This is a genomic window from Geodermatophilus sp. TF02-6 (assembly GCF_003319115.1).
GTDB lineage: Bacteria > Actinomycetota > Actinomycetes > Mycobacteriales > Geodermatophilaceae > Geodermatophilus.
In genome coordinates, this window is the sequence record NZ_QOHF01000009.1 from 26399 (window position 1) to 47415 (window position 21017).

Sequence of the window (21017 nt, forward strand, 5' to 3'; positions counted from 1 at the left end):
CCGGTGCTGTCATCAGGCGTCGCTCGGTCCGGGGTCGACGGGCAGCGCGCGCATGCCACCGCCGTTGTCGCCGGCCAACCGGGCGGCCTCCGCCTCCCGGATCAGCCGCACCACCTCGTCGACGTCGTCGGTGACCCGGAACAGGTCCAGGTCGCCCGCCCGGATCGTGGCGGCCGGGACCATCGTCCGCCGGATCCAGTCGACCAGCCCCGACCAGTACTCCGACCCGAAGAGGACCACCGGGAAGCGGGTGACCTTGCGGGTCTGCACCAGGGTGAGCGCCTCGAACAGCTCGTCGAGGGTGCCGAAGCCGCCGGGGAGGATGACGAACGCCTGGGCGTACTTCACGAACATCGTCTTGCGCACGAAGAAGTAGCGGAACGCGATGCCGACGTCGACCCACTCGTTGAGCTCCTGCTCGAACGGCAGCTCGATGCCCAGCCCCACCGACAGCCCGCCGGCCTCTGAGGCGCCCCGGTTGGCCGCCTCCATGGCGCCGGGCCCGCCGCCGGTGATCACCGCGTAGCCGGCGCGGGCCAGCGCGGACCCGATCTCGACACCGGCGGCGTAGTACGGGTCGTCGCGGCGGGTGCGGGCGCTGCCGAAGACGCTCACCGCCTTGGGCAGCTCGGCCAGCAGGCCGAAGCCCTCGACGAACTCGCTCTGGATGCGCAGCACCCGCCACGGGTCGGTGTGTACCCAGTCGGTCGGCCCGCGGCGGTCGAGCAGCCGCTGGTCGGTCGTCGTCCCGTGCGCGCGGGAGTCGGGTTCCCCACCGCGCAGCATGACCGGCCCGCGGTGGCGGGTGGACCGTGGCTCACGGGCGCCGGCCGGCTCGGGGATGGTCGTCATGCGTCAGCTCCTGGTCGGGCAGGCGTCGTGAGGTAGGCGACGAGCGCGTCCTCGGCCGGCTGCAGCCGGTCGACGAGGACGTGCTCCTCGCGGGTGTGGGCCAGCTGGGGGTCGCCGGGCCCGTAGTTGACGGCGGGGATGCCGAGGGCGGCGAAGCGGGCCACGTCGGTCCAGCCGAGCTTGGCCCGCGCCGGCCGGCCGACGGCGGCCACGAACGCCGCCGCAGCGGGCTCGGACAGGCCGGGCAGCGCGCCGCCGGCGTTGTCGACGACGGTCAGCGTGACCCCGGCGGCGATCGCGTCGGCGAACACCTCGCGCACGTGCGCCGAGGCTTCGTCCTCGTCCCGGTCGGGGGCGTAGCGGAAGTTCACCGTCACTGCGCACGAGTCCGGGACGACGTTGCCGGCCACGCCGCCCTCGATGCGGACGGCGCTGAGCCCCTCGCGGTAGCGGCAGCCGTCGATGTCGACCTCCCGCGCCTCGTAGGCCGCCAGGGTGGCCAGGATGCCGGCCGTGCCGTGGATCGCGTTCACCCCCAGCCAGCTGCGGGCGCTGTGCGCGCGCCGGCCCGGCACCTCGAGCACCGCCCGCAGCGTGCCCTGACAGCCGGCCTCGATCTCGCCGTCGGTCGGCTCCAGCAGGATCGCGAGGTCGCCGTAGAGCCAGCCGCGGCGCTCCCGGGCCACCCGGCCGAGGCCGTTCTTGACCGCCTCGACCTCCTCGTTGTCGTAGAAGACGAAGGTGAGGTCGTGCGCCGGCTGCGCGCCGGGGACGCCGAACCGGCCGGCCAGCCGCAGCATGACCGCGTCGCCGGCCTTCATGTCGCTGCTGCCGCAGCCGTGGAGGCGGCCGTCCTCGAGCCGGCTGGGCAGGTTGTCGGCGATCGGCACGGTGTCCAGGTGGCCGGCGAGCACCACGCGGGTCGGCCGGTCGAGGTTCGTGCGGGCGAGGACGGCGTCGCCCACCCGCTCCACCTCCAGGCCGCCCAGGCCGCGCAGCGCCGCCTCGACCGCGTCGGCCAGGGCCCCCTCGGTGCCCGACACCGACGGGGTGTCGACCAGCGCCCGGGTGAGCGTCAGGACGTCGGCCGACGGGTCCAGCAGGGGGAGGTCGCTCACGGCACCCGAGCCTACGGGCGCCGTCCGGACCGGGCCGCCGCAGCGCCGGAGCGTCACCGGCCGGTCACCCGGGTCGTCGCAGCACGCGGACGGTACCTATACCGTCACGCACCGTCCACCCCGGGCCGCCGGTCAGGTGTCCTTCGGCGTGCTCGTGCTCTGCCCACCCTGCTGGGCAGAGCACGAGCGTGCGCACGGGAGGACGTCGGGCCGGCGGCCGGGCGCTCGGTAGCGTCGTCGCCGTGACCGCTCCCGCTCCGCGCTCCGCCGTCGCCGTCGGTCTGGCCACCGTGACCCCCTCGGGCACGGTCCTCGACACCTGGTACCCCGAGCCCCGGCTCGGCCTTCCCGAGGGGGCCACCCACGGCACGACCCGGCTGAACGCGCTGGAGCTGGCCGGCGAGCTGGGCCCCGACCACGGCGGTCTGGTGGGCAGCGACGAGGCCCGCGGGGTCGAGGTGATCGGCGTCCGCACCGTCGTCCCCGACCTCGCCGCGCCGCCGGCCGACCCCCACGACGTGTGGCTGCGGCTGCACCTGCTCTCCCACCGGCTGGTCCGCCCGCGCGGGCTGAACGTGGACGGCGTCTTCGGGCTGCTCGCCAACGTGGCCTGGACCAGCGTCGGCCCGGTCGAGGCGGCCTCGTTCAACCCGCACCGGCTGCGCGCCGCCCACGGGCAGGTCACCGTGTACGGAGTCGACAAGTTCCCGCGGATGGTCGACTACGTCATCCCCTCCGGCGTGCGCATCGCCGACGGCGACCGGGTGCGGCTGGGTGCCCACCTGGCCGAGGGGACGACGGTCATGCACGAGGGCTTCGTCAACTTCAACGCCGGCACGCTCGGCCCGTCGATGGTCGAGGGGCGGATCAGCGCCGGTGTCGTCGTCGGCGCGGACAGCGACGTCGGCGGCGGCGCCTCGATCATGGGCACGCTCTCCGGCGGCGGGACGCAGGTCATCTCGATCGGCTCGGGCTGCCTGCTCGGCGCCAACGCCGGCATCGGGATCTCCCTCGGCGACGGGTGCGTCGTCGAGGCCGGTTGCTACGTGACCGCCGGAGCCCGCGTCACCCTGCCCGACGGCTCGCTGGTCAAGGCCGGGGAGCTCTCCGGCCGGGACGGCCTGCTGTTCCGGCGCAACTCGGTCTCCGGCGCGCTGGAGGCGCTGCCCCGCGAGGGCACCTGGGGCGCCCTCAACGCCGACCTGCACACCAACTGAAGAAGGACCTCCCCTCTCCACCCTCGTAGGAGGACCCCGGCCTCCCCACCCTCCGCAAGCTCAGTGGAAGGACCCTCCTGCCCCCCGCCACTCGCAGGCTCGTGACGGGCCCCTGCAGGAGGGCCGCCGGGACGGGGCCAGCGGTGCCCGGGAGGAGGCCGGCGCCCGGAGGGGGGCCGCCGGCACCGGTCAGCGGGTCCCCGGTCCGGGCGTCTCCGGGGTGTTCGACGGCGGGGCCGCCGGGACGGCGAGGTGCTCCAGCAGCGCGACGACGAACTCCCGTGGCCGCTCCACGTGCGGCGAGTGCCCGACCCCGGGCAGCACGACCTCCCGGTACGCGCCCCCGGCCGCGGCGTAGCGGTCCAGCACCGCCCGGGTCTGGGTGACCATCGGCTGCGGTGGGGCGACCTCGGCGCCCGGCCAGCCCGGCACCGCGCCGACCGAGCCGAGGAGGGCCAGGTCGAACGCCGAGGCGTCGGAGACGATCGTGTCGGCGTCCCCGCGGATCCACAGCACCGGTGGCTTGGCCGGTGAGTCGACGATCCCGGAGAGGTCGAGCACGGTGGGCGCCATCGTGTTGAGCACGCCCCGCTCCCCCGGCGCCACCCCGGGCCAGGTGTCGGAGGTCGTGGCGTCGCCCGGGTAGTGGTCCTCGCCGGTGCGGGTGGAGAGCATGGCGGCCACGAACACGTCCTCGAGCTGCGGGCCGAGCGGCAGCGAGTCCGGCGCCACGTAGAAGGCGCGGAGGATCGACCGGGGGCTGGTGGGGGCGTCGGCCGTGGTGTCGCCGGCGGTCAGGGCGGCGACGAACTCGGGGTTGGCCGCTCCTCCGCCCGATCCGGCGCCGTCCGCTGCGAGCCGCCGTCCCTCGGGCCCGGCGGTGCCACCGAAGCCGTACGGGGACACCGGGGCGACCAGCACCACCGACGCCACCCGCGCCGGGGCATCGAGCAGGTGCTGCAGCACCACGGCCGCGCCCATGCTCCAGCCGACCAGGTGCACCCGCTGCAGCCCGAGGGTGTCGACCAGCGCGGCGACGTCGTCGGCCCAGTCGCGCACCCCGCGCCGGGCGTCCACCGGCAGCGGGTCGGTGTCGCCGTAGCCGCGCAGGTCGACGGCGAGCGGCCGCGGCCCTCCGGCTCCGGCCAGCGCCAGCAGCGGCTGCTGCCAGAACAGCGCCGAGCTGACGTTGCCGTGGACGAACAGCACCGCCTCGCCCGGGCCGGCCGGCTCCACCCCGTCGGGGTGCAGCACGCTCTGGGTCAGCCGCGGCGTGGGCACGCGGGTGGCGGTGACGCCGGGCAGCAGGACGTCGCTCATCGGTCTCCTCGCAGGTGGGGGCCACACGCTAGGCGACCAGCGCCTCTGCGCGACAGCGCGGCGCCGTCAGGGTCCCCACCTACAGTCGCAGGTGATGAGCAGCGGGCGGAGCGCGACGGCACGACCGGTCGGCAGGCCGACGGCGCCCCGGTCTGCCGACCGCCGCCCCGCGCCGCGGCGACGCCCCTCGTCCGGACGACGCGCACCGGCCCGACGGGGCGGGCCGGCCGCGGCGTCCTGGGCCTGGCTCGCGGTGGTGCTCGCCGTGGTCGTGCTCGTGGCGCTCTCGGTCGAGGCCGACCACCCGGAGGTACCCGTGGCGACGGCGGAGTGCACGCTGCCCGCGACCGGGGTGCAGCTCACCGGCGAACAGGTCGCCAACGCCCGGACGATCGCGCAGGTCGGCCACGACCGCGGCCTGCCCGAGCGGGCCGTCGTCATCGCGCTCGCCACGGCCATGCAGGAGTCGACGCTGCGCAACCTCGACCACGGCGACCGGGACTCACTCGGGCTGTTCCAGCAGCGCCCGTCGCAGGGCTGGGGCACGCCCGAGCAGGTGCAGGACCCGGTCTACGCGGCCGGGAGGTTCTACGACCACCTGGTGCGGGTCCCGGATTGGCAGACGGGGGAGCTGACCGTCGTGGCAGACGCCGTGCAACGCAGCGCGTACCCCCGTGCCTACGGACGGTGGTCGGAGTTCGCCGAGGAACTCACCCGGGCCCTGGGCGGCGGCGCGGTGGACCACCTCCGGTGTTCGTGAGGGCTCGGGCCGACCTCGCGACCCGCACCGGGTCAGCCGAGAGCCGCGGCGAGCGCCAGCACGTCGTCATCGGCGCGACCGGTGTCGCCGTGCACATCGGCCACCGCCGCCGCCAGCGCGGGAGGGACGGCGGCCGGAGTCAATCGGCCAGGCGCTGCGCGGCGGCGCTGATGCGCTCGTCGGTGGCGGTGAGCGCCATGCGCACGTGGCGGGTGCCGGCGGGGCCGTAGAAGGAGCCGGGGGCGGCGACGATCCCCAGGCCGGCCAGCCAGTCGATCGTCGCCCAGCAGTCCTCGTCCCGGGTGACCCACAGGTACAGCCCGGCCTCGGAGTGGTCGATGCGGGCCCCGGCGGCGCGGACGGCGGCGGCCAGCCGCTCCCGGCGGGTCCGGTAGCGCTCCCGCTGCCGCTCGACGGAGGCGTCGTCGGCCAGCCCGGCGGCCATCGCCGCCTGCACCGGGGTGGGCACGAGCAGGCCGAGGTGGCGGCGCACCTCCCACACCCGGCGGACCAGCCCCGGGTCGCCCGACAGCAGCCCGGCCCGGTAGCCCGCGGCGGTCGACTGCTTGGACAGCGAGTGCACGGCCAGCAGGCCGGTGTGGTCGGCGCCGGCGACCTCCGGGTGCAGCAGCGAGCGCGGCTCGACGTCCCACCCCAGCGTCACGTAGCACTCGTCGGACACCACGGGTACGCCGTGCGCCCGCCCCCACGCGACCCAGGCCCGCAGCTGGTCGTCGGAGAGCACCCGGCCGTGCGGGTTGCCCGGCGAGTTCAGCCACACCAGGACGACGCCGGCCGAGCCCGCCGGCGGGGTGTCGGTGCGCCGTACCTGCAGGCCGGCCAGCACCGCGCCGACCTCGTAGGTCGGGTAGGCGACCTCGGGCACGAGCACCGTGCCCCCGCCGCGCAGGCCCAGCATCGTGGGCAGCAGCGCGACGAGCTCCTTGGAGCCGACGGTGGGGATGACCGAGGGGTCGGGCCCCAGCGGGTCGGCCAGGTGCACCCCGAGCCGGCGCCGCAGCCACTCCGCCGCCGCCGTCCGCAGCGCGGCGGTGCCCAGCGCGGTCGGGTAGCCGGGGGCGTTCCCCGCGGCCGCGAGGGCGGTGGAGAGCACCTCGGGGGTGGCGTCGACCGGCGTCCCGATGGAGAGGTCCACCACCCCGCCCGGGTAGCGGGCCGCCTTCGCCCGGGCACCGGTCAGCGAGTCCCAGGGGAAGTCGGGCAGCGCACCGGCCGCCGTCCCCGCGACCGTGGTCGTCAGTGACCCTCCTCCTGCGGCGGCAGCGCGGCGACCAGCGGGTGGTCCCGGCCGATCTTGCCGGTCTTGGCGGCGCCGCCCGGGCTGCCCAGGTCGGAGAAGAACTCCACGTTGGCGTTGTAGAAGTCCTTCCACCGGTCCGGGACGTCGTCCTCGTAGTAGATGGCCTCCACCGGGCAGACCGGCTCGCAGGCGCCGCAGTCGACGCACTCGTCCGGGTGGATGTAGAGCATCCGCTCGCCCTCGTAGATGCAGTCCACCGGACACTCGTCGATGCACGCCTTGTCGAGGACGTCGACACAGGGCTGGGTGATGACGTAGGTCACGGTGGATCCCTCCCGGGGACGCGGGGCTGTTCGGCCGGCCCGCAGGCCGGTCGTTGCGATCCTCAGTATGGCCCGTGGCGAGGCCGGGGAACGCGACGGGTGACGCCGCGGGACCCCGCCGGGTGAGGCGGCGCCGCGCCGCGCAGGATCACGGACGTGGGACAGAGCCGCACCCCCCTCGACGTCGCGGATCTCGAGCGGCTGGCCGCGCGCGGCTGGCGGGGCTCGGAGGAGGAGCACCTCGGCGACTGGCTGCTGCGCGCCGGCGGCGGGTTCACCGGCCGGGCCAACTCCGCCCTCGTCGTCGGGGATCCGGGGCTGCCGCTGCCGGCCGCCGTGGACGCCGTCACCCGGTGGTACGGCGATCGCGGCCTGCGACCGTGCGCGATGCTGCCCGGCCGCCAGTCCCGCGCCGCCGACGCGGCGTTCGCCGCGGCCGGCTGGGAGCGCGACGAGGACGTGCTGGTGCTCACCGCGCCGTTGACGGTCCCGCCGGCGGACGGCGTCCCGGTGGAGCTCTCCCCCGCACCGGACGACGCCTGGCTGACCGGCTACCGCTACCGCGGCCGCCCGCTCCCGCCGGCGGCCCGGGAGGTGCTGACCAACGCCGAGGACGTCGTCTTCGCCTCCGTGCGCTGCGAGCCGCCCCCCGCCCCGCTGGCCGCCGTCGCCCGCGGGGTGCTCACCGACGACTGGCTCGGGGTCGCGGCGGTCACCGTCGCCGAGCGGCACCGCCGCCGGGGCCTGGCGACCGCGGTGATGGCCGCGCTGCAGCGCTGGGCGGCCGACCGCGGCGCCCGGTGGGTGTACCTGCAGGTCCTCGCGTCGAACGCGCCGGCGCGGGCGCTCTACCGGCGGGCCGGGTTCATCGAGCACCACCGCTACCACTACCGGTCCGCCCCCGCCTGAGCCCCGGGTCGGCCAGCGCCCGGCCGACGGCGGAGGCCGCGGCCACCACGCCCACCAGCAGGAAGGCCAGGCCGACCCAGCCGAGGGCGCCGCTGCCGACCACCACCAGGTCCCCCTCCGGCCGTCGGGTGCTGGCCGCGACCGCGACGACGAGCCAGGTCAGCGCCGGCAGGACGGCCAGCGCCCGCGACCCGGTGAGCCGGGCGGCCAGCCGCACCAGCAGCAGGTTGCCGACGACGGCCGCCACCACCGAGACCGGCACCAGGACGCCGAGGACCCGCAGCGGCAGCCAGAACACCTCGACCAGCGCCAGCCAGGCGGCCAGCACCACGACGAGCAGGGCCGCCGCGGCCCGGCGGATCACCCGGACAGGCCGGCGAACAGGTCGTCCTCCCAGCCGTCGGGCGCGCCTGCGGCCGGGCCGCGCTCTCCGCGCACCAGCCGGTAGTACTCGATCCCGAGCACCTCCTGGCCGAGGTTGTTCGACAGGGCGAAGAACGGGCCGTCGACGGTGATCTGGGTGGCGTGCGCCCGCATGGCCGACTCCTTCGCGGCGGCGTGGGCCCGCCCGTCGACGGCGGCGGCGACCAGCTCGTCCGGGACGGCGAACGGCACCTCGTCGACCTCGCCCAGCGACTCGAACGGCGAGGCCTCCCCCAGTGCTGCCATCGCCTCGATGCCCCGGCGCATGACCGAGCGCGGCACGCAGCACCAGTAGACCTTCGCCACCTCCCACACCGGGCCGAGGTCCGGGCGGTAGGCGGGGTCGGCGGCGGCGTCCACGGCACCCATGGCGACCCGGTGGGCCTGGATGTGGTCGGGGTGGCCGTAGCCGCCGTTCTCGTCGTAGGTGACGACCACCTGCGGCCGCACCTCGCGGACGACCGCGACGGCGTGCGCGACCGCTTCGTCGAGGTCGGCCCGCCAGAAGGCCCGCGGCCGGTCGTTGGCCGGCGTGCCCATCATCCCGGAGTCCCGGTAGCGCCCCGGGCCGCCGAGGAACCGCCAGTCGGTCACCCCGAGGGCGTCCATGGCGGCGCGCAGCTCGGCGATCCGGTAGCCGCCGAGCTGGTCGGCGTGCTCGGGCCCGAGCAGCTCGAGCTCGGGAACGAGCACCTCGCCCTCCTCGCCCAGGGTGCAGGTGAGCAGGGTGACCTGTGCCCCCTCGGCGACGTAGCGGGCCATCGTCGCGCCGTTGTTGATCGTCTCGTCGTCGGGGTGGGCGTGCACGAGCAGCAGCCGTCTCTCAGCGGTCACGGTGCTGCATCATCGTCGGCCTACCGGCCGACACCGCGGCCAGGGGCCGTCCCCGACCGCCGCTGAGCCCCACTCGTCCTTCGTCGGGGGACCCTCCGGGCCCGCCGACGGGCACGACGACTCGTCCTCCCCTACTCGGCGTCGACGGGGACGACCTCGCGGGCCTCGGCGAAGTGGCACGCCGAGGGGTGGCCCTGGCCGCGGTCGACCAGCGCCGGGGCCTGCTCGGCGCAGACGTCCTGCGCCTTCCAGCAGCGGGTGCGGAACCGGCAGCCCGACGGCGGGTTGGCCGGGCTGGGGACGTCGCCCTGCAGCAGGATTCGGTCCTTCTGCCCGCGCAGCACCGGCTCGTGCAGCGGCACCGACGACAGCAGCGCCTGGGTGTAGGGGTGCGACGGCGAGGTGTAGACCTGCTCGTCGGTGCCCTCCTCGACGATGCTGCCGAGGTACATGACCGCGACCCGGTCGGAGATGTGCCGGACCACCGACAGGTCGTGCGCGATGAACAGGTAGGACAGGCCGAACTCGTCCTGCAGGTCCTCCAGCAGGTTGACCACCTGGGCCTGGACCGAGACGTCGAGGGCGGAGACCGGCTCGTCGCAGACGATCACCTCGGGCCGCAGCGCCAGCGCCCGGGCGATGCCGATGCGCTGCCGCTGGCCGCCGGAGAACTGGTGCGGGTAGCGGTTGACGTAGTCGGGGTTGAGGCCCACCCGGTCGAGCAGCTCCTGGGTGCGCTGCAGCCGGCCCTTCTTCGGCGCGACGTCAGAGTGCACCGCCCAGCCCTCGGCGACGATGTCGCCCACGGTCATCCGCGGGTTCAGCGACGCGTACGGGTCCTGGAAGATGATCTGGACCTCGCGCCGGTAGTCCTTGAGCGCCCGGCCGCTCATCCGCGCGACGTCGCGGCCCTTGTAGAGGATCGACCCGGACGTCGGCTTCTCCAGCGCCACCAGCAGCTTGGAGACGGTGGACTTGCCGCAGCCGGACTCGCCGACCAGGCCGACGGTCTCGCCGCGGCGCATGGTCAGGTTGACACCGTCCACCGCGCGGACGTGGCCGATGGTGCGCTTGAACACGATCCCCTGGGTGAGCGGGAAGTACTTCTGCAGGTCGCGGATCTCCAGCAGCGTCTCCCCGGCCACCGGCTTGCCCGGGCGCGGGGCGGCGGACGCGGCAGTGGCGCCGGTCGTGGGCTCGGACGGCGTCGTCCGGTCCGTCCCCCGCGAGCGGGAGGTGCTCCCGGCCGCGCCCCGGTGCGCTGCTCGCTCGTCCCCCGCCGCGACGCCCCTCGCGGGGACGCTGTGGTCAGACACCGAGGACCTCCTCGCTGTAGTGGCAGGCCGCCTCGCGGCCGGGGACGACCAGGCGCAGCGGCGGGACGTCGGTGGCGCACTCCCGCCCGGGTGCCGCGGCGGCGCCGAGCCGGCGGCGCGGGCACCGCGGGTGGAACGGGCAGCCGCTCGGGATGGCGGCCAGGTTCGGCGGCTGGCCGGCGATCGGCTGCAGCCGGCCGCCCTTGGCCTCCACCTGCGGCACCGAGCTCATCAGGCCGTCGGTGTAGGGGTGCGCCGGGTCGGTGAAGACGTCGTCCACGGTGCCCCGCTCGACGATCTCGCCGGCGTACATGACCGCCACGTTGTCGGCGACCTCGTTGACCACGCCCAGGTCGTGGGTGATGAGGACCAGGCCCATCCCGGTGTCGCGCTGCAGGTCCTTGAGCAGGTCCATGACCTGGGCCTGCACCGTGACGTCGAGGGCGGTGGTCGGCTCGTCGGCGATGAGCACCTTGGGGTCGAGGGCGATCGCCATGGCGATCATGACCCGCTGCCGCATGCCGCCGGAGAACTGGTGCGGGTAGTCGTCGACCCGTGACGCCGCGGCGGGGATGCGCACCCGGTCCATCAGCTCGACGGCCCGCTGCCGGGCCTCCTTCTTGGACGTGCCGCGGTGGGCGCGGAACATCTCGCCGATCTGGTAACCGACGCTGTACACCGGGTTCAGCGACGACAGCGCGTCCTGGAAGATCATCGAGATGCCCGGCCCGCGCACCCGGCGCTGCTCGTCCGGCGTCTGCTGGAGCAGGTCGCGGCCCTCGAACCAGATGCCGCCGCCGGCGATGACCGCGGGCGGGGTGTCGAGGATGCCCATGATCGCCTGGGCGGAGACCGACTTGCCCGAGCCGGACTCGCCGAGGATGGCGAGGGTCTCCCCCTCGGAGAGGGAGTAGCTCACGCCGTTGACCGCGTGCACCACGCCGGAGCGGGTGCGGAACTCGACGTGCAGGTCGTCGACCTCGAGCAGCGGGTTGCCCGCCGCGGGCCTGGCCGGGGCGGACGGGGAGAGGTCGGGTCGGGTCATGCGCGCTGCCTCGGGTCGAGGGCGTCGCGCAGCGCGTCGCCCATCAGGATGAACGCCATCACGGTCAGGGTCAGGACCAGACTCGGGAACAGCACCAGGTGCGGCGCGGTGCGGATGGACTCCTGACCGGCCTCGATCTGCAGGCCCCAGGAGATGGCCGGCCGTTGCAGGCCGACGCCGAGGTAGGTCAGGGTCGCCTCGGCGGCGATGAGCACGCCGATGGTGATGGTCGTGTAGACCAGCACCGGCGCCACGGCGTTGGGCAGGATGTGCCGGACCAGGATTCGGCCATTGGAGGCCCCCATGGCCCGGGCCGCGGCCACGTAGTCCGAGCTCTTCACCGCGATGACCTGGGAGCGCACCAGCCGCATCGCCGTCATCCAGCCGAACAGCGCCAGGGCGAGGGCGACCGCACCGGGGCCGCGGTCGCTGATGATCGGCAGGTTCGTCGACGGGCCGACGCGCAGCAGCACCAACGCGCCGAGGATGAGCGGCAGGGCGTAGAAGATGTCGGTGAGCCGGGACAGCACGCCGTCGGTGACCCCGCCGAAGTACCCGGCGATGGCGCCGACGATGATCCCGAGCACCAGCACCACCAGGACCGCGGCCACGCCGATGATCAGCGAGTTGCGGGCGCCGTAGACCACGTTGGCCAGGTAGTCGCACCCCTGCTGGTCGAAGCCGAACCAGTGCTGGGCCGAGGGCAGCGCCTTGGAGTCGGCCAGGTCGCAGGCGCGCGGGTCGGCGCCGCCGGCGAACAGCTGCGGGACGATCGCCATGAGGACGAAGAGCAGGCAGAGCACGGCTCCGATCCAGAACAGCGGGTTGCGCTTGAGCTCGCCCCAGGCGTCGCTCCACAGGCTGTTCTGCCGCGCCTCGGTGACGTCGACCGACGGGGCCGCCAGCCCGGTGGTCGTGCCGGCCTCGACCTCGTCGCGGCGCAGGTCCATCTGCTGCTGATCAGTCATAGCGGATCCTCGGGTCGAGGACGGCGTAGAGCACGTCGACCACCAGGTTGAAGAAGATGAAGAAGAAGACCATCAGCGTCACGATCCCGACGACGACCGCACCCTCCTGGGCCCGGACGGAGTCGAAGACCTCCCGGCCGATACCGGGGAGGTTGAACACCGACTCGGTGACGATGGCCCCGCCCAGCAGCGTGCCGATGTCGGCGCCGATGAAGGTCACCACCGGGATGAGGCTGTTGCGCAGCGTGTGCCGCACGATCACCGTGCGGTTGGACAGCCCCTTGGCCCGCGCCGTCCGCACGTAGTCCGCCCGCAGGTTCTCCGCGACGCTGGTGCGGGTCAGCCGGGCGACGTAGGCCAGCGAGCCGGAGGCGAGCACCAGCCCGGGCAGGAGGTAGCTGTACCAGCCCTCGCGGGTGCCGGCGATGGGGAACCAGCCGAGCTTGAGCCCGAAGAGCAGCTGGGCGACGAAGGCCAGCACCAGGATCGGGATCGAGACGATCAGCGTCGTCGAGACCAGCACCAGGTTGTCGAAGAAGCTGTTGCGCCGGATCCCGGCGAGGACGCCGGCGATCAGCCCGATGACGGCCTCGAAGACCACGGCGACGATCGTGAGCCTGATCGTGACCGGCAGCGTCCGCTCGATGGTGTCCAGAACCGGGCGGCCGCGGAAGTCGGTGCCCAGGTCGCCCTGGAACAGGCCCTTGAGGTACTCCCAGTACTGGGCCCACAGCGGCTCGTCGAGGTGGAACCGCTCACGCAGCTCGGCGACGACCGCCGGGGAGAGCGGCCGGTCGCCGCCCAGGGCGCGGATCGGGTCGCCCGGGAGGGCGTACACCATCGCGAAGATGAGGAAGGACGCGCCGAGCAGTACCGGGATGGTGAGCAGCAGGCGGCGCGCGACGTAGCGGCCCATGTCCCCCCTCGAGTCGTCGGGCCACCGCAGATCCGCCGGCGGCGCGGGTACATCGTGCCCCTCACGCGGCACGCGCGCCGCCGGGGGCGACCGTCCTGCTCGAACGGGCGCCCCCGGCGGGCGGTGCGGTCCTGGGCGGATCAGTCGTTGACGGTGACCTCGGAGACCACGATCCGCTGGAACAGGTCCAGCCGGACGTTGTCGACGTGGTCGGAGCGCACCGACTGGATCTTGGTGAAGAACAGCGGGGCGTACGGCACGTCCTCGGCGACGAGGTCCTCGGCCTGCTGGTAGTCCGCGATGGCCGCCTGCTGGTCGCTCGCCTGGTCTCCCTGGGTGATCAGGCCGTTGACCTGCGGGTTGTCGTAGAAGCTGTAGTTCGAGCCCAGCGGCGGGAACGACTGCGGCGTGTACAGCGGGGTCAGGTAGCTCTCCGCGGCCGGGTAGTCGAAGCTCCAGCCGTAGCGGAACGGGCCGGTGTAGCCCTTCTGCTCACCCAGCGGCAGGTACTCCGAGAAGTCCAGGTTGCCCTGCAGCTGGAAGTCCACGCCGAGGTTCTGCCGCAGCTGGTTGCCCACGGCCTCCATCCAGGCGTCGTGGCCGGCACCGGCGTTGAACCACAGCGCGATCGGCTGGCTGCGGTCGAAGCCGGCCTCGTCGAGCAGCTGGTTGGCCCGGTCGACGTCGAACGTGCAGTAGGTGCACGACCCGGAGCGGTAGCCGTCGACGACCGGCGCGATGTAGGAGTCGGCCGGGGTCCGGGTGCCGCTGAAGATCGCGTCGGAGATGGCCTGCCGGTCGACGGCCATGGAGAGGGCCTGGCGGACCCGCTTGTCGGCGAACCGCTGGTCGTACAGCGGGAAGCCGAGATAGGTGATCTGCGAGGACTGGGTCTCGATGAACCGGTCGCCGAACTCGTCCTTCGCCGACTCGATGACGTCGGGTGGGATGACGTCGACGATGTCGAGGTTGCCGTCCTGGACGTCGGTGTAGGCGGTGCCCACCTCGGCGTAGACGCGGTACTCGACGCCCTCGGCCTGGGCCTTGTCGTCACCGGCGTAGTCGTCGTACCGGGTCAGGGTGATGCCCTCGCCCGGGACGTAGTCCTCGTCGGCCTTGAAGGGGCCGTTGCCGATCGGCCGGGTGCCGAACCCCTGGGGGTCCTGGAAGAAGGCGTCGGGCAGCGGGTAGAAGGAGTTGTAGCCGACGACCGCCGGGAACAGCGCGAACGGCTGGGACAGCTGCACGGTGAAGGTGCGGTCGTCGACGACCTTCAGCCCGGAGAGCTCCGTCGCGGTGCCGCCCTGCAGCTCCTGGAACCCGGCGATGCGGGACAGGTAGGAGCCGCCGTCCTGGGCGTTCTTCGGGTCGGCGGTGTAGTTCCACGCGTCGACGAAGGACTGCGCGTCGACCGGCGTCCCGTCGTGGAAGGTCCAGCCGTCCTTGAGGGTGACGGTCCAGTTGGTGTTGTCGGAGGACTCGATCGACTCCGCGACGCCGGTGTACTCGACCTCGCCCTGGGGGGAGTACTTGACCAGGCCGGTCCACAGCGAGTTGACGACCTGGTCGCCCTCGCTCTCGGTGGTGTTGCCTGGCACGAGCGGGCTCTTCGGCTCGCCGATGTACACGCTGAAGCTGCCGCCACCATCGCCGCCGCCACCGGCGGACCCGCTGTCGTCGCCACCGCCACAGGCGGACAGCAGCATCGCGCCGGACAGGCCGGTCGCGACGAGCGCAGCAGCGCGCTTGCTCAACCTCACGTGCTATGCCTCCCTCGTCCCGCGGTGCGGGGGGAACGGTCAGTTTCCCAGCAGCCACCGCCGTCAGCCGGGCGGCCGGGTCCCGTACGGACAGGTACCGCAGTCACGCCGGTACGACGGGCGACCCTAGGCGCGTGCGTGGAGGGCGTCCACGGCCGTCATCGACTTGTGACCTCGGGTCAGCATCCCACGGGATGGGAAGTCGCTTGCACGGGGCAGCCGCACCCCTCCCTCCAGGAGTTGCGGCGCCCCGGCGGCCTTGCCGGACGTCTTCCGCCGTTCCGCGCCGCCGGGTGTGGCGACGGGGTTCACGGGGTACGCCGGCGACATCCGAGGAGAGGAGTCCGTCATGAGTGGCACGGACAAGATCAAGAACAAGGCCGAGGAGCTGACCGGCAAGGGCAAGGAGGCCGTCGGCGACGCGACGGACAACCGCGACCTGCAGGCCGAGGGGCAGGCCGACCAGGCGTCGGGGAACCTCAAGCAGGCCGGCGAGAAGGTCAAGGACGTCTTCAAGTAGCAGAGGGACCCCGTCCTCCCACCTGTCGGAGAAGGACCCCCTGCCTCCCCCCGTTCGGCCCCGTCCAGAGGCTCACCGCGAGCCTGCGAGGGGTGAGGAGGACGGGGTCCTTCAATCTGTAGGGGGCCGGTGGGACCCGGGACGGAGCCTGCGACGGACGCCGTCCCCTCGAGGGGCGGCGTCCGTCGCCGTGTGCGGCCTCCGGACCGCAGGAGCCGCGGCGCTCAGAGCGGCAGGTCCGCCGTGTCCGCCACCAGCTCGACCTCGAATCCGTCGGCGTCCTCCAGGTAGGCGGCACGGTGCTGCGGGCCGCCCGCGTACGGGTGGCGGTCGGCGTACAGGAGCGACCAGCCGTGCCGGAGGGCGTCGGTGACCAGGTCGTCGAGCTGCTGCGCCGTGCCGGCCCAGAAGGCCAGGTGGTTCAGCCCCGCACGGGTCCGCTGGTGCGGCCCGTCCAGCACGTCCGGACCGCTCTCCACCACGACGTAGGTCTCCCCCAGCCGCCAGGACCGGCCGGTGGCCCAGGTCCGCTCCCGCTCGTGGCCGAGCGCCTCCAGCAACCAGCCCAGCGACGCCTCGGCCGCGTCCAGGTCCCGGACCCAGAGCTCGACGTGGTGGAGGACGCCGCGGCTGCTCACCCGCCCGATGATGCCGGGCCGAGGCCGGCGAGGAGGGAACGGACGGCGGGGACGAGCGGGCGGTCGGCCGGGATCCAGCCCAGGTCGTCCAGCTCGTCGGCGCTCAGCCAGCGCAGCTCGCTGTGCTCGTGCGCGGTGATCTCCCCGTGGGCCACGACGCGGGCCGCCCACACGCGCAGCGTGGAGGCGCCGGGCGGCCCACCGGCGACGACACCGTCGAGCACGACCTCCCCCAGGAAGGTCTGCGGGACGACGAGGACCCCGAGCTCCTCGCCGATCTCCCGCACCAGGGCGGTGAGCTCGTCCTCCCCGGGCTCGACCTTGCCCCCCGGGAACTCCCAGCAGCCGTCGTAGGGCCCGTCCGACCGGCGCGCCACCAGCACCCGGTCGCCGTCCACGAGCGCCGCGCCGACGACCTGGACGACGTCGAGCGCGCGCCGGGCGGCCGCGGCGGCGTAGACGTCCAGGTGCGCCCGCACCACCCGCCGGACGCGCCGGCGCAGCAGCACGTCGAGCAGCCGGCCGAGGACCCCGGGCAGCGACGTCGCCCAGTCGACCTGCTCGTCGACCAGGGTGCCGGCGCCGGTGGCGACGAACCGGCGGGAGTGGGTGAGCCAGCGCCAGCCGCGCCCGAGCCCGACCGCGTGGACGTCTCGCACCGGCCGGACCGAGACGACCTCCTCCAGCGGCACGGGCCAGGGACGACCGAGGGCCCGGGCGACGTCGAACGCCACGGTCAGCGGCGCCTCCACCAGGGTGGTGACACGCAGCTGGGACACACGGTCCACCCTCCCAGACAGGGCAGACTGGCCGCTGTGCGCATCACCGCCCGGGTCGACTACGCCGTCCGTGCCGCCGTGGAGCTGGCCGCGGCGGCACCCGGCGCCCTGACCTGTGACCGCATCGCCGCGGCGCAGGGCATCCCCTCCCGCTTCCTGCAGTCGATCCTGGGCGACCTGCAGCACGCCCGCCTGGTGACCAGCCAGCGCGGCCGCGAGGGCGGCTACCGGCTGGCGCTGCCGCCGGCGGAGGTCTCCATCGCCCGGGTCATGCGGGTCGAGCAGGGCTTCCTCGCCGAGGTGCACGGCCAGCGCCCCGAGGACGTCGAGTACGCGGGCGCCGCCGCTCCGCTCGCCTCGGTGTGGGTGGCCGCGCGCGAGGCCTACCGGCGGGTCCTGGAGGAGGTCACGCTGGCCGACGTCGTGGCCGGGGAGCTCCCTCCGCACGCCGCCGAGCTGGTCGCCGTGGAGAGCGCCTGGCGCTCCTTCGGCGAGCCCGCCGCCCGGGACTGAGGGCCGGGTCGGCACCGCGCCGACGGCCTGGGCGAGACTGGCGGCATGCCAGCCGCACCGCGCACCGGCGTCACCGTGTTCCTGACCGGGTTGTCCGGCGCCGGCAAGTCCACGATCGCCGACGCCCTGGTCGCCGACCTCGAGGCCGAGGGCCGGCCGGTGACCCTGCTGGACGGCGACGTGGTGCGGACCCACCTGTCCCGCGAGCTCTCCTTCTCCCGCGCGGACCGCGACCTCAACATCCGCCGGATCGGCTTCGTGGCCGGCGAGGTCGTCAAGCACGGCGGAACGGTCGTCGTCGCGGCGATCGCTCCCTACGAGGCCGCCCGCGAGGAGGCCCGGGCGCTGGTCGAGCGGCACGGCCGGTTCCTGCTGGTGCACCTGTCGACGCCGCTGGAGGTGTGCGAGGGCCGCGACGTCAAGGGCCTGTACGCCCGGGCCCGGGCCGGCGAGATCCCCGGGTTCACCGGCATCGACGACCCCTACGAGCCGCCCGCGCGCGCCGAGCTGGTCATCGACACCTCGGTCACCCCGCTGGCCGAGTCGGTGGCCCGGATCCGCGCCGTGGCGGACGAGCAGCCGGCCTCCGTGGGCTAGAGAAGAGGGCCCCTCCGGGGCGTCCCCGCAGGGGGTCGCGCTCGGGGAGGCCCTGGAGGGGTCGGGTGACCGCTGCCCCCGGTCTGCGCCGGTGTGGGACCATGAGGGCGTGACCGGTCGCGCCCTGCTCCTCGTCGCGCGCCGTCACATCGACCTCGCGCTGGTCAGCAGCGCGGTCTGTCGCTCCGCGCGCTGATCCCGTCGCCCGCGCAGCGTCCGCTGCGCCTCCCGAACAGGCAGCGCCTCCCCGTCCCGCGCCCGGCGCCCGGACGGACGGCGCAGTGAGGAAGACCCGCTGTGACCACTCCTCCCCGCACCAGCAGCCGGCCACCGCGTCGCGACACCGCACCGCGCGGCCAGGGCCAGTGGGCGCTGGGCTACCGGGAACCGCTCAACCCCAACGAGCGGATGAAGAAGGACGCCGACGGCCTCACGGTGCGCCAGCGGATCCTCGACACCTACTCCAAGACCGGCTTCGACGGGATCGACCCGAGTGACCTGCGCGGCCGGATGCGCTGGATGGGTCTCTACACCCAGCGCGCCCAGGGCATCCCCGGCGGCAAGACCGCCGTGCTGGAGCCCGAGGAGCTCGAGGACTCCTACTTCATGCTGCGCGTGCGCATCGACGGCGGGCAGCTCACGGCTGCGCAACTGCGGGTGATCGCCGGTATCAGCACCGAGTTCGGCCGGGACGTCGCCGACGTCACCGACCGGCAGAACGTGCAGCTTCACTGGATCCGCATCGAGGACGTCCCCGAGATCTGGCGGCGGCTCGAGGCGGTCGGGCTGTCGACCACCGAGGCCTGCGGCGACACCCCGCGCGTCATGCTCAACTGCCCGCTGGCCGGAATCCTCGAGGACGAGGTCGTCGACGCCACGCCGGTCATCGACCAGACGGTGGCCGAGTACGTCGGCAGCCCGGAGTTCAGCAACCTGCCGCGCAAGTGGAAGACGTCGATGTCCGGGTGCGCCGACCACTGCACCGGGCACGAGATCAACGACGTCTCGTTCGTCGGCGTGCGCACCGGGGACGGCGGGGTCGGCTACGACCTGTGGGTCGGCGGCGGCCTGTCCACCAACCCCAAGCTCGCCCAGCGGATCGGCGTCTTCGTCCGGCCCGACGAGGTGACCGAGGTGTGGGCCGCGGTGACCTCGATCTTCCGCGACTACGGCTACCGCCGGCAGCGCAACCACGCGCGGATGAAGTTCCTCATGGCCGACTGGGGCCCGGAGCGGTTCCGCCAGGTGCTGCAGGACGAGTACCTGCACCGGGCGCTGCCCGACGGCCCCGCACCCGCGGCACCCGAGCACGACCAGCGCGACCACGTCGGCGTGATGCGGCAGAAGGACGGCAACCACGCCGTCGGCTTCGCGCTGCGCACCGGCCGCATCAGCGGCACCCTGCTGGCCCGGGTCGCCGACCTGGCCGACCAGTACGGCGCAGGCCGCATCCGCACCACCGCCCAGCAGAAGCTGGTCGTCCTCGACGTGCCCGGCGAGCGGGTCGAGGACCTCGTCACCGCGCTGGCCGAGCACGACCTGCTGGTCCGCCCGAGCGCCTTCCGCCGCGGCACCATGGCCTGCACCGGCCTGGAGTTCTGCAAGCTGGCCATCGTCGAGACCAAGGGCCACGCCCAGGACCTCTACGCCGAGCTGGAGAAGCGGCTGCCGGACTTCGACGAGCCCGTCTCGATCAACGTCAACGGCTGCCCGAACAGCTGCGCCCGCTTCCAGACCGCCGACATCGGGTTCAAGGGGTCGATGGTCCGCGACGACAACGGCGAGATGGTCGAGGGCTTCCAGGTGCACCTGGGCGGGCACCTGGGCGTCGAGGCCGCGTTCGGCCGCAAGTTCCGCGGCCACAAGGTCACCAAGGCCGAGACCGCCGACTACTGCGAGCGGGTGCTGCGCGGCTACCTCGAACGGCGCGAGCCCGGTGAGCGGTTCGCCGCGTACGTCTCCCGCGCAGAGGAGGCATGGTTGCTGTGACGGGGCTGCTGTGACGGGGCTGCTGTGACCGAGGAGGGGGCCGGACGAGCTCGGCAGCGGCCGGTGTCCTCGGGAAGAGTGCGTCAGCTGCCCGTGTTCTGCTGCCCGTACTGCGGGGACGAGGAGCTGACCCCGCACGGGGACGGAGGCGAGTGGCACTGCGCCGCGTGCCTGCGGACCTTCACCGTCCGGCTCACCGGGACAGGAGTGCAGACGCCATGACGACCGCGATCCGGCCGACCCCCGAGCTGGCCACTCCGGAGTTGGCAGCAGCGGCCGACGCCCGCTTCGAGGGGATCGCCGACCCGGTCGAGCAGGCGCTCGCCGTGCTGCGCTGGGCCGGGGAGACCTTCGGCGACGACTTCGCGATCACGTCGTCCATGGCCGACGGGCTGCTGGCCCACCTGGCGTCCCGCGCCGTCCCGGGTGTGCACGTGGTCTTCCTCGACACCGGCTACCACTTCGCCGAGACGATCGGCACCCGCGACTGGACCAGCGGGGTGCTGCCGATCACGCTGGTCGACGTGCGCCCCGCCCAGACGGTCGCCGAGCAGGACGCCGAGTACGGTCCCGAGCTGCACCGGCGCGACCCCGACCTGTGCTGCTCGCTGCGCAAGGTGCAGCCGCTGGCGACCGCGCTGGCCGGGTACGCCGCGTGGGGCTCGGGCGTGCGCCGCGACGAGGCGCCCACCCGCGCCGGCACGAAGGTCGTCGACTGGGACGCCAAGCGCGGCATGGTGAAGGTCAACCCGCTGGCCGCCTGGACTCAAGGACACGTCGACGCCTACGTCGCCGAGCACCAGGTCCCGGTCAACCCGCTGCAGGAGATCGGCTACGCCTCCATCGGCTGCGCGCCGTGCACCCGTCCGGTGGCCCCGGGCGAGGACCCGCGCGCCGGGCGCTGGGCCGGTCACGGCAAGACCGAGTGCGGCCTGCACCTCTGAAGGACCTCGTCCCAC

General features: G+C 74.0%; 23 protein-coding genes. 9 read left to right on the forward strand and 14 right to left on the reverse strand.

Annotation, left to right across the window (positions count from 1 at the left end; genetic code table 11):
* Nucleotides 1-12: 12 nt before the first annotated feature.
* Nucleotides 13-852, reverse strand: coding sequence for a TIGR00730 family Rossman fold protein (locus DQ238_RS09955; protein ID WP_113781138.1), 840 nt, complete (start codon nt 850-852; stop codon nt 13-15).
* On the reverse strand, nt 849-1970 hold the full coding sequence (dapE, locus tag DQ238_RS09960; protein ID WP_113781139.1) for a succinyl-diaminopimelate desuccinylase: 1122 nt from the start codon (nt 1968-1970) through the stop codon (nt 849-851). Before dapE ends, DQ238_RS09955 begins: the two co-directional genes overlap by 4 nt.
* A 242-nt stretch (nt 1971-2212) precedes the next feature.
* Here dapE and dapD point away from each other — a divergent pair, with 242 nt between their 5' ends.
* A complete protein-coding gene (gene dapD, locus DQ238_RS09965; RefSeq protein ID WP_113781140.1) occupies nt 2213-3187 on the forward strand; it encodes a 2,3,4,5-tetrahydropyridine-2,6-dicarboxylate N-succinyltransferase in 975 nt (324 codons plus the stop codon).
* Between the two features lie 189 nt (nt 3188-3376).
* On the opposite strand, the gene DQ238_RS09970 is transcribed toward dapD, so the two are convergent.
* Nucleotides 3377-4507, reverse strand: a complete 1131-nt coding sequence (locus DQ238_RS09970) for an alpha/beta fold hydrolase (protein ID WP_113781141.1) — start codon at nt 4505-4507, stop codon at nt 3377-3379.
* A 265-nt stretch (nt 4508-4772) separates the two neighbouring features.
* Between DQ238_RS09970 and DQ238_RS24060 the strand changes: the two genes are divergently transcribed.
* The gene (locus tag DQ238_RS24060; RefSeq protein ID WP_199506246.1) at nt 4773-5267 is read left to right on the forward strand and encodes a hypothetical protein; all 495 of its coding nucleotides are present in this window, start codon (nt 4773-4775) and stop codon (nt 5265-5267) included.
* A gap of 139 nt (nt 5268-5406) precedes the next feature.
* On the opposite strand, the gene dapC is transcribed toward DQ238_RS24060, so the two are convergent.
* On the reverse strand, nt 5407-6528 hold the full coding sequence (gene dapC, locus DQ238_RS09980) for a succinyldiaminopimelate transaminase (RefSeq protein WP_113781253.1): 1122 nt from the start codon (nt 6526-6528) through the stop codon (nt 5407-5409).
* Nucleotides 6525-6851: a ferredoxin gene (fdxA, locus tag DQ238_RS09985; RefSeq protein WP_113781142.1), complete on the reverse strand. Its 327-nt coding sequence runs from the start codon at nt 6849-6851 to the stop codon at nt 6525-6527. The genes dapC and fdxA overlap by 4 nt, the downstream gene beginning before the upstream one ends.
* A gap of 156 nt (nt 6852-7007) precedes the next feature.
* On the opposite strand from fdxA, the gene DQ238_RS09990 reads away from it, so the two are divergent.
* The gene (locus DQ238_RS09990; protein ID WP_113781143.1) at nt 7008-7760 is read left to right on the forward strand and encodes a GNAT family N-acetyltransferase; all 753 of its coding nucleotides are present in this window, start codon (nt 7008-7010) and stop codon (nt 7758-7760) included.
* Here the strand turns inward: DQ238_RS09990 and DQ238_RS09995 are convergent.
* From DQ238_RS09995 to DQ238_RS10025, 7 genes are all read right to left on the reverse strand, one after another.
* On the reverse strand, nt 7717-8124 hold the full coding sequence (locus DQ238_RS09995; protein WP_113781144.1) for a hypothetical protein: 408 nt from the start codon (nt 8122-8124) through the stop codon (nt 7717-7719). The two genes, DQ238_RS09990 and DQ238_RS09995, sit on opposite strands and share 44 nt — an antisense overlap.
* Nucleotides 8121-9017, reverse strand: a complete 897-nt coding sequence (gene mshB, locus DQ238_RS10000; protein WP_113781145.1) for an N-acetyl-1-D-myo-inositol-2-amino-2-deoxy-alpha-D-glucopyranoside deacetylase — start codon at nt 9015-9017, stop codon at nt 8121-8123. The genes DQ238_RS09995 and mshB overlap by 4 nt, the downstream gene beginning before the upstream one ends.
* A 131-nt stretch (nt 9018-9148) precedes the next feature.
* Nucleotides 9149-10162 carry a dipeptide ABC transporter ATP-binding protein gene (locus tag DQ238_RS10005; protein WP_199506262.1) on the reverse strand — a complete coding sequence of 338 codons (1014 nt, stop codon included), beginning with the start codon at nt 10160-10162 and terminating at the stop codon, nt 9149-9151.
* Nucleotides 10163-10325: 163 nt separating this feature from the next.
* Nucleotides 10326-11378: an ABC transporter ATP-binding protein gene (locus DQ238_RS10010; protein WP_113781147.1), complete on the reverse strand. Its 1053-nt coding sequence runs from the start codon at nt 11376-11378 to the stop codon at nt 10326-10328.
* Nucleotides 11375-12346, reverse strand: coding sequence for an ABC transporter permease (locus tag DQ238_RS10015; protein WP_113781148.1), 972 nt, complete (start codon nt 12344-12346; stop codon nt 11375-11377). The genes DQ238_RS10010 and DQ238_RS10015 overlap by 4 nt, the downstream gene beginning before the upstream one ends.
* Nucleotides 12339-13262, reverse strand: coding sequence for an ABC transporter permease (locus DQ238_RS10020; protein ID WP_113781149.1), 924 nt, complete (start codon nt 13260-13262; stop codon nt 12339-12341). The genes DQ238_RS10015 and DQ238_RS10020 overlap by 8 nt, the downstream gene beginning before the upstream one ends.
* A 140-nt stretch (nt 13263-13402) precedes the next feature.
* Nucleotides 13403-15022 carry an ABC transporter substrate-binding protein gene (locus DQ238_RS10025; protein ID WP_199506247.1) on the reverse strand — a complete coding sequence of 540 codons (1620 nt, stop codon included), beginning with the start codon at nt 15020-15022 and terminating at the stop codon, nt 13403-13405.
* Nucleotides 15023-15371: 349 nt separating this feature from the next.
* Between DQ238_RS10025 and DQ238_RS10030 the strand changes: the two genes are divergently transcribed.
* Entirely contained in the window at nt 15372-15542 is a 171-nt protein-coding gene (locus DQ238_RS10030; RefSeq protein ID WP_113781150.1) for a CsbD family protein, read from the forward strand.
* A gap of 224 nt (nt 15543-15766) precedes the next feature.
* Here the strand turns inward: DQ238_RS10030 and DQ238_RS10035 are convergent, their stop codons facing one another.
* Together DQ238_RS10035 and DQ238_RS23150 are read right to left on the reverse strand one after the other, a co-directional pair.
* On the reverse strand, nt 15767-16180 hold the full coding sequence (locus DQ238_RS10035) for a VOC family protein (protein WP_113781151.1): 414 nt from the start codon (nt 16178-16180) through the stop codon (nt 15767-15769).
* Nucleotides 16177-16959, reverse strand: coding sequence for a (deoxy)nucleoside triphosphate pyrophosphohydrolase (locus tag DQ238_RS23150; protein ID WP_199506248.1), 783 nt, complete (start codon nt 16957-16959; stop codon nt 16177-16179). Before DQ238_RS23150 ends, DQ238_RS10035 begins: the two co-directional genes overlap by 4 nt.
* 36 nt (nt 16960-16995) lie before the next feature.
* On the opposite strand from DQ238_RS23150, the gene DQ238_RS10045 reads away from it, so the two are divergent.
* The 5 genes from DQ238_RS10045 (at nt 16996) to DQ238_RS10060 (ending at nt 21002) form a co-directional block, all read left to right on the forward strand.
* Entirely contained in the window at nt 16996-17472 is a 477-nt protein-coding gene (locus DQ238_RS10045) for an Rrf2 family transcriptional regulator (protein WP_113781152.1), read from the forward strand.
* Between the two features lie 45 nt (nt 17473-17517).
* Nucleotides 17518-18069, forward strand: a complete 552-nt coding sequence (gene cysC / locus DQ238_RS10050) for an adenylyl-sulfate kinase (protein WP_113781153.1) — start codon at nt 17518-17520, stop codon at nt 18067-18069.
* A gap of 297 nt (nt 18070-18366) precedes the next feature.
* Entirely contained in the window at nt 18367-20058 is a 1692-nt protein-coding gene (locus DQ238_RS10055; RefSeq protein WP_113781154.1) for a nitrite/sulfite reductase, read from the forward strand.
* A 78-nt stretch (nt 20059-20136) separates the two neighbouring features.
* A complete protein-coding gene (locus DQ238_RS23155) occupies nt 20137-20280 on the forward strand; it encodes a hypothetical protein (protein ID WP_199506249.1) in 144 nt (47 codons plus the stop codon).
* The gene (locus DQ238_RS10060) at nt 20277-21002 is read left to right on the forward strand and encodes a phosphoadenylyl-sulfate reductase (protein WP_113781155.1); all 726 of its coding nucleotides are present in this window, start codon (nt 20277-20279) and stop codon (nt 21000-21002) included. Before DQ238_RS23155 ends, DQ238_RS10060 begins: the two co-directional genes overlap by 4 nt.
* Nucleotides 21003-21017: the final 15 nt, after the last annotated feature.

What these genes read in the sequence shown, in the direction of transcription:
- DQ238_RS10060 (WP_113781155.1), top strand. Translation starts at nt 20,277, where the DNA reads ATGACGACCGCGATCCGGCCGACCCCCGAGCTGGCCACTCCGGAGTTG.
- DQ238_RS10020 (WP_113781149.1), bottom strand. Translation starts at nt 13,262, where the DNA reads ATGGGCCGCTACGTCGCGCGCCGCCTGCTGCTCACCATCCCGGTACTG.
- DQ238_RS10030 (WP_113781150.1), top strand. Translation starts at nt 15,372, where the DNA reads ATGAGTGGCACGGACAAGATCAAGAACAAGGCCGAGGAGCTGACCGGC.
- DQ238_RS09955 (WP_113781138.1), bottom strand. Translation starts at nt 852, where the DNA reads ATGACGACCATCCCCGAGCCGGCCGGCGCCCGTGAGCCACGGTCCACC.
- cysC (WP_113781153.1), top strand. Translation starts at nt 17,518, where the DNA reads ATGCCAGCCGCACCGCGCACCGGCGTCACCGTGTTCCTGACCGGGTTG.
- DQ238_RS10015 (WP_113781148.1), bottom strand. Translation starts at nt 12,346, where the DNA reads ATGACTGATCAGCAGCAGATGGACCTGCGCCGCGACGAGGTCGAGGCC.
- DQ238_RS09970 (WP_113781141.1), bottom strand. Translation starts at nt 4,507, where the DNA reads ATGAGCGACGTCCTGCTGCCCGGCGTCACCGCCACCCGCGTGCCCACG.
- DQ238_RS10010 (WP_113781147.1), bottom strand. Translation starts at nt 11,378, where the DNA reads ATGACCCGACCCGACCTCTCCCCGTCCGCCCCGGCCAGGCCCGCGGCG.